Annotated in this window: 6 protein-coding genes; 4 read left to right on the top strand and 2 right to left on the bottom strand. The window is 61.4% G+C overall.

Annotated elements, in window-relative coordinates:
• Nucleotides 1–167: 167 nt before the first annotated feature.
• Nucleotides 168–1,334: a thiolase family protein gene (locus H8S57_RS10580; RefSeq protein WP_186908052.1), complete on the bottom strand. Its 1,167-nt coding sequence runs from the start codon at nucleotides 1,332–1,334 to the stop codon at nucleotides 168–170.
• A gap of 63 nt (nucleotides 1,335–1,397) precedes the next feature.
• Entirely contained in the window at nucleotides 1,398–2,780 is a 1,383-nt protein-coding gene (locus H8S57_RS10585; protein ID WP_243204785.1) for a sigma-54 interaction domain-containing protein, read from the bottom strand.
• Between the two features lie 470 nt (nucleotides 2,781–3,250).
• Here H8S57_RS10585 and H8S57_RS10595 point away from each other — a divergent pair, with 470 nt between their 5' ends.
• The 4 genes from H8S57_RS10595 to H8S57_RS10610 all read left to right on the top strand — a co-directional run.
• Nucleotides 3,251–4,018 (top strand): cyclase family protein, encoded by a 768-nt coding sequence (locus tag H8S57_RS10595; protein WP_186908054.1) that lies wholly within the window; start codon nucleotides 3,251–3,253, stop codon nucleotides 4,016–4,018.
• 48 nt (nucleotides 4,019–4,066) lie between these two features.
• Nucleotides 4,067–6,043: a sodium:solute symporter family transporter gene (locus H8S57_RS10600; RefSeq protein ID WP_186908055.1), complete on the top strand. Its 1,977-nt coding sequence runs from the start codon at nucleotides 4,067–4,069 to the stop codon at nucleotides 6,041–6,043.
• Nucleotides 6,044–6,125: 82 nt separating this feature from the next.
• Nucleotides 6,126–7,460, top strand: a complete 1,335-nt coding sequence (locus tag H8S57_RS10605; protein WP_186908056.1) for an acetyl-CoA hydrolase/transferase family protein — start codon at nucleotides 6,126–6,128, stop codon at nucleotides 7,458–7,460.
• A 37-nt stretch (nucleotides 7,461–7,497) separates the two neighbouring features.
• Nucleotides 7,498–7,721, top strand: a 224-nt coding sequence (locus H8S57_RS10610; protein WP_186908057.1) for a 3-keto-5-aminohexanoate cleavage protein, incomplete at its 3' end; no start/stop codon positions are given.

Below are 7,721 nucleotides of genomic sequence, written 5' to 3' on the forward strand. Positions count from 1 at the left end.
CAGCAGAGAAACTGTACAGGGCCGCGCCTGCAGGCGCAGATCGGCAGGGGAACAAACGCAAGATCCGCCCTGCCAGGCATAGCCGGGGCGGCATTGCTTTTTTGAAAAACAGGTGCGGCGGACCGTCATCCACGATCCGCCGCACCTTCGCCTGTGAGAACGCCGCCTCACAGGCGCTCGATAATTCCCGCGGCCCCCATGCCGCCGCCGATGCACATCGTCACCATACCGTACCGGCCGCCGGTATGTTCCAGATAGCTCAGCGCCTTGCATGTGAGAATGGCGCCGGTAGCGCCCAGCGGATGCCCCAGGGCCATGGCGCCCCCCCACGGGTTAACCCTGGCCGGATCCATGCCCAGGGTACGGATACAGGCCAGGGCTTGGGAGGCAAAGGCCTCGTTGAGTTCGATGGTATCCATCTCCTCCAGGGTGAGCCCCGCTTTCTTCAACGCCTTTGGCACGGCTTCAATAGGGCCTACGCCCATGACCTCCGCAGGCACGCCGCCGGTGGCGAACGTGACAAAGCGGGCCAGCGGCTTAAGGCCCATGGCCTGGGCCCGCTCGGCCGACATGAGCACCACAAAGCCGGCGCCGTCGGTGCGCTGGGAGGAGGTGGCAGCGGTAACCAGACCATCCTCCAAGAAGCAGGGCTTCAGCTCCGCCAGTTTCTCCGCCGTAGTACCGGGGCGAATCCCCTCGTCCCGAATCACCGTGACGGCCTGTCCATCGGCTCCGGGGATCTGGACGGGGATTATCTGCCCGTCAAAACAGCCCTGGACCTGGGCCTGGGCTGCCCGGCGGTGACTTTCGGCGGCCATGGCGTCCATGTCCGCCCGGCTGATGTTCCAGCGCTTGGCCACGTTTTCCGCTGTAATCCCCATGATGGTGTATACCTCGGGCCGGTGCTCCCGCAGCCAGGGGTCCGCGTCCTCCACGCCGATGAGCATGGGCACCATGGACATGGACTCCACCCCGCCGGCCACCATGATCGCTTCCTCGCCGCAGCGGATGGCATTGGCGGCGGTGGCGATGGTCTGCAAGCCGGAGGAGCAGTAGCGGTTGACCGTCTGGGCCGTAACGCTGTCCGGCAGTCCGGCCCTCTGTACAATAAGCCGGGCCATGTTGGCCCCCTGGACCCCATAGGGCATGGCACAGCCCATGATCACGTCGCCGATCTCCTCGGGACGGAGGCCGGGGACCCGCTCCAGCACGCCCAACAGCGCCTGTGCGCCGTATTCCACCGGGTGCACCTGGGCGAAGGCTCCCTTACCGGCCTTGCAGCAGGCGGTGCGCCCGTAGGCCACGATCACCGCGTCTTTCAATTGCGTCTGCATATATGATTTCCTTTCCAGCCGTCTCCGACGGTCAGGGGAAAAGGCCCCGTCCGCGGGGCGGCGTTACTTTAGTTGATACTGTTCCAGCTTTTCATAGAGCACTGTGCGGGAAATCCCCAGCAGTCCGGCGGCCTTGGCCCGGTTCCCGTTGGCAGCAGCCAGCGCATCCCGGATAAATTCCCGTTCAAACGCCTGGCGGGCAGGGCGCAGGCGGAAGTCCCCGCTGCTGGTCACCTGGCGGCGCTTGCGGGCCTGCAGGCGCTGCTCCAGCTGGAAGAAATCCTTCCGCCGCAGGATGGGAGAGGCGGCCGCGTTCATGGCGCTCTCCACCGCATTCTGCAGTTCCCGCACATTGCCCGGCCAGTCGTAGTCCATCAGCAGCTCCATGGAACCGGGGCCCACGCCTTCGATGACCATGCCGAGCTGACGGTTGAGCTGCCGAATGAAATTCTCCACCAGCAAGGGGATGTCTTCCTTCCGCTCCCGCAGGGTGGGCGCCTGGATGCGGATCACATTCAGGCGATAGTACAGATCGCTGCGGAACTGTCCGGTCTCCACGAGGGCCTCCAGGGGGATATTGGAGGCGGCGATGACCCGGACGTCGATGGGAATGCTCTTGTCCCCGCCCACCGGGTCGATCTCACGCTCCTGAAGCACCCGCAGGAACTTGGGCTGCATGGTCGGGGTAAGCAGGTTCACCTCGTCCAGGAAGATGGAACCCTTGTTGGCCAGCTCGAAGCGGCCCGCCTTTCCCTTTTTTGCCGCCCCAGTAAACGCGCCCGTCACATAACCGAAGAACTCCGACTCCATCAGCTCGGCCGGGATGGCCGAACAGTTTACCCGCACGAAATTGGCCGAGCGGCGGACGCCGCCGGCGTGGATCGCGTGGGCGATCAGCTCCTTGCCGCTGCCGGTCTCTCCCTCTATGAGCACGGTAGAGGCGGAGTGGGCGGCCTGGTAGATCTGCTCCTTGAGGCGCTGGATGGCGTCGCTTTTCCCGATGATGTTGTCCATACTATAGCGTGCGCCCCGTATGCGTGAGAGCTCTTTCTTATAGAATTCGACCTCCCGGGACAGCTCGCTCAGCCGTGCCGACACATCATCCACATTCTGTTTTCCGTAGACGATCACATAGATAAAAACGCCGATAACCTTGCCGTTGGCGTCCAGCCGCGGGATATAATTGGTGACCGCAGGGACTCCTTGGGCCCGGACCACCTGGGCCAGAACGGGCTTTCCCGTGCGCAGCACCTCGGGCGCGTGGGTATCCGGAAGCAGCTCCCACACCTTGCGTCCCAGCGCGTCCTGGGCCGTATGACCGGTAAAGCGCTGCCAGCTCGGGCTGACATAGATATAGGTGCCCGTCTCGTCCAGCACCGCAGCCGCGTCCAAGTTCTCGATAAACTGCATCATGCAGGCCTGGTCCAGCTTGTTCTTCTGTTCCATACCGCCGCCCCCCAGCGTTGCACAGGTTCTTTTTACTATATCAGCGGCCCCCTCCCCTCCGCAATTGACATTCTGTCTAAATTCACACTTTTTCTTTGTATATAACAGAGAAAGTTCCTGTTTTATCGCATTTTTAGTTTATTTTTGTTCATTAGGCATCCAGATTATTTTAAAAAATGTAATCTTTTTATGACATGTCCGCTTTTCTTTGCATGCGTCTGTTTGGCCCTGAATTCGACTGACTCCAGTGGGTTTCAGGGCGTGTGGAATGTTCCCTGTGCCCGAAACTCCGAACACTCCCGTCCTGCTCTTTTCCCGATCCGGTTTGGCAAGCCCTTGGCGGCGCTTGCTTTTTTCCGTCAGGCGCATTTGGCATTCCATTTGCTTATATCTCTCGTGTGCAGGCGGCAGCCGCCCCCCGGTGTTCCGTCTAAACCGCGCAGGACGAAAAGAAGGAGTGTGTTTCACGTATGAAAATCATTGATCTTTCCATCCCCATTGAGTCTGATCTGCCCAGCGACCCTGAGATTCAGATCCCTCGTATCCAGTACTGCAACCACAAGGACACGGCGGAACAGATGGCGGGTTTCTTTCAGGGCTGCACCGTGGACGACCTGCCCGAGGGCAACGGCTGGGGCATTGAGTTTTTGAAGGTCTGCACCCATTCCGGCACCCACGTGGACGCCCCCTATCACTATTATCCCACCATGAACGGAGGGGAGAAGGCCTGGACCATAGACGAGGTTCCCCTGGATTGGTTTGTGGGCGACGGCGTAGTGATGGACTTTCACGACAAATCCGACGGATACAAAATCACCGCCCGGGATGTGGAAGACTACTTCAAGCGCATCCACTACACCCTGAAGGCCGGCGACATCGTGCTGCTCCGCACCGATGCGGACGACCGCTGGGGCAAGCCCGAGTACCTGGTGGCAGGCGCCGGCATGAGCTATGATGCCACCATGTGGCTGCTCAATCAGGGGGTGCGCGTCGTCGGTACGGACGGTTGGAGCTGGGATGTGCCTCTGCCCTTTGAGGGTCAGGAGTTTGAAAAGAACCACGACGCCTCCATCATCTGGGAAGCCCACCGGGTAGGCCGGGACAAGGCCTACTGCCACATTGAGAAGCTGACCAACCTGGACCAGCTGCCCGTCACCGGCTTCAAGGTGAACTGCTTCCCCGTAAGCATCAAAGCGGCCTCCGCCGGCTGGGCGCGCGTGGTCGCATTCGTGGAGTAATCCTATCGCCGGAGCGCGCGGCTCCCTGGAAAGAAAGTGAGGAAATGTATGAACGCCAACACCATTTTTCTGGTTCTGTTTGTGATTTTCTGTGGTATTCTGGTCGGCTGTGGCATCGTCAGCAAGCGTTGGGTCAAGGAGTCCTCGGACTATATTCTGGCTGGACGTGAGATTTCCACCTTCATCAACATGATCGGCGTGTGTGCCATCGGCTTTGCCGGCACCACCGTAGCCCTGGCTCCCGGCTTTGCCGTACAGCTGGGCCTGACCGCTTCCTTCGCCTGGGGCAGCATCTACGGCATCTGCGGCTTGCTGCTCTTCGCCCTGCTCTTCTCCAACTTCATCCGCCGCTGCGGCGCGCAGACGCTTCCTGAGTATCTGGAGATGCGCTATGACGGCAAGGTCCGCTCCGTAGTGGCCATCACCTCCGTGGTCGGCATGTCCGGCATCCTGGCCAACAACATCGTCTCCTGCACCAATGCCATCGCCGGATTCACCAAGTGGAACGCCACCTTAATTATGGCGGTTATTTTCCTGGTGATTATTGCCTTTACCTTTATTTCCGGTCTGTGGGCCACCACTCTGACGGACTTCTTCCAGGTCACGCTGGGCGTGATCATCGTGCCCACCATCCTCATCCTGCTCTGCCAACGCTACGGCTGGCTGGATGCCATCAACGCTGCTTGGCCCGGCGGGAACGCCTTCGCCGCCGGCATCACCGGCGGCGCCCTGAAGGGGATCGCCCCCACATACCCCTCGGTGCTCAACTTTGTCATCTGCTTTGCCGCTGCGTTGGTATGGGGCAACAATTACTACTGGATGAAGATCGCCAACTGCCGCAGTGAGAAGGTCGCCCGCAAATCCTTTGTCCTGGCTGCCATTATTCTGGTGGTCGTCTTCTGCATCCCTCTTGGTATCATCGGCGCCTTTGCCGGCGCCTTCCTGGGCGAGAATTTCGCCGCTCCCTTCGGCTCCGGCTCTGTGGCGCCCACCGGTGCTTACGGCCTGATCGCCTCTACCTTCCCCGCCTTCCTGGGTTCTTTCTTTGTCATCGGCGCCGTAGCCGCGTCGGTGTCTACCGCCTCTACCTCCGCTTTGGGCGCCTCCGCAGTGGCCACCCGCGATATTTATCAGCGCATGATCAACCCCAAGGCGGACACCAAGACGGCCCTGAAGGCCTCCAAGTGGATCATGGTGCTCATCGGCGTGCTTACCTGGGTCCTGTGCCTGTTCCCGGGCGGCCCCACCTATCTGTTTGCCTTTGCCAACTGCTGGCTGGTGCCTCCTGCCATCCTGCTGGGCCTGGGCGCCATCTGGCCCAAGTTCAACTCCCGCGGCGCCATCTGCGGCGCCCTGGCCGGTATGATCACCATGGCTGTGTTCACGCTGCTGGGCGACGTATTCAAGGTATTCGCCATTAACAAGTACATTTACCTGGCCACCCTGGGCTTCTTGGTGACTCTTGTGGTAGCTGTGCTGGCCTCCCTCACCGGCAAGCCTAAATACTACGGTGAATCCAACTGGGAGCGGGTCCCAACCGCCTCCAACCGCAAAGACGTGAAGCTGGATGCCACCGACCTGCAGGTACTGGAGATGATCCGAGTGGGCCACTGCTACATGGCCGACCTGACCGATGCGCTGGGCGTGGACTCCAAGACCTCCTCTGCGGCCGTGGAACACCTGGATCAGGGCGGCTACATCGTCCGCGCCGGGATGCGCGGCTCCAAATTCTATACCTTCTCCATCACCGATAAGGGCCGCGCCGCCCTGCCCGTCCTTGGAGGCCGGGAGAGCGAGATGGCCAGGGAATGCCTGACCCCCCTGTATGTCCAGCTGCTCAAAATCGTCAAGGACACTCCTGAGAAGCAGGCTGAGTTCCTTCAGAAAAACGGAATCAAGTCTATGCGCATGTCCTCGATCTGCTCCCACCTGACCCGTCAGGGCTACATTGTGGAGGGCGGTCTGTTCAAGCGGAAGCTGCGCATCACCGATAAGGGCATAGCGGCGGTCCAGAAGTACGCCTAAGCCGCTTCCCCCACACACTGGCATCCGGAGGACAGGGCCGCTATGATGCCCCGTCCTCCGGTCTGTAAAAGGAGTTTTTTCCATGCCTCAGGAAGAATACCGCCGGAAGCGGACCACCGCCGATGAGGAAGCCGCCCGGATCCGTTCCGGAGATACGGTGTATCTGGCGTGCGGCTGCCTCCTCCCTGTGGACTTCGCCGCCGCTCTTTACCGGGCGGCCCCCCGTCTCCGGAACGTCAAGGTGCTCAACTACCTTCCCCTGGAGCCCCTCGCCCTGCTCAGCGATCCCGACTGCGGCGAGGCCTTTGACGTCTGTTCCATCTTTTATAACAAGTTTCAGCAAAGCGCGCAGGCCTTGGGCCGATGCAGCTTTCTCCCCACCCATTTGCGCAACGCCGCCCGGGACCTGGGCTGCGCCGCCGAGTCGTACGATTGTATGGTCCTTACCGTCTCTCCCATGGACCGGCACGGGTACTTTTCCCTGGCCGGCTCTGCCGGGATCGAGCTGGCGATGCTTCCCCGGGCCCGTCGCCTGGTGGTCGAGGTGGCCTCCCACGCCCCACGCATTTTTGGGGATACCATGCTCCACATCTCTCAGGTGGATGCTGTTCTGGAGTCCGACCGTTACCCCTGCGTTCTCCCCTCCGAGATCCCCGACGAAGCGGACCGCCAGCTAGGCCAGGTGGTGGCCGGCCTGGTAGAGGACGGCGACACCATTCAGCTGGGCTTCGGCGGCACCATCAACGCTCTGGCGTCCGAGCTGAAAGGCAAGCGCCATCTGGGCATCCATACCGAAGCCCTATCCGACGCCGGCATGGAGCTGCTGCGCAGCGGCGCAGCAGACAACAGCCGCAAGACGCTCCACCCAGGCCGGACGGTGACTTGCTTTACCATGGGCAGCCAGGCTCTCTACGATTTCATTGACGACAACCCCGCCTTTCTGCACAAGACGCTGAGCTATACCAACAATCCGTCCGTCCTAGCCGCCCATCCGGGCATGACCTCCATCAACGCTGCACTCCAGATCGACTTGACCGGTCAGTGCGCCTCAGAAGGGCTGGGCACCCGGCACATCTCAGGCAGCGGCGGCCAAGTGGACACGTCGGTGGGCGCCCAGATGGCCCCCGGCGGCAAGTCCATCATCACTCTGCGCTCCACCTATCAGTCCCGGGACCCCAATACCGGGGAGACCCGCATCCAATCCCGCATCCTGCCCGTCCTTCCGCAGGGAGCGGCTGTGACCCTGACCCGTACGAATACACACTTCGTGGCCACCGAGTATGGCGCAGTGTGCCTGCGGGGGCTGACCATCCCGCAGCGGGCGCGTGCCCTTATCCGCATTGCCCACCCCGACTTCCGCCCCTGGTTGGAGGATGCCTTTGAGCGGCAGTACCATCAGCGGCTGCCCCGTTCCTGAAGGACCCCATAAAACGATTGAATTGAGGTGTATTTTTATGAACAGCAGCAAGACGATCATCACCGTCGCCACGACCGGCGCTTGGCCCACCAAGGCCAATAACCCCAATGTCCCCATGACGCCCGAGGAGATCGCCGAGGACGTGTACGCCTGCTGGAAGGCGGGCGCCGCGGTCGCCCACCTGCACATGCGCGACGACGAGGGCAAGGGCACCATGGACAAGGACCGCTTTGCCAAGACGGTGGAGCTGCTCCGCGCCAA

It is taken from the genome of Lawsonibacter hominis (assembly GCF_014287895.1).
Taxonomy (GTDB): domain Bacteria; phylum Bacillota; class Clostridia; order Oscillospirales; family Oscillospiraceae; genus Lawsonibacter_A; species Lawsonibacter_A hominis.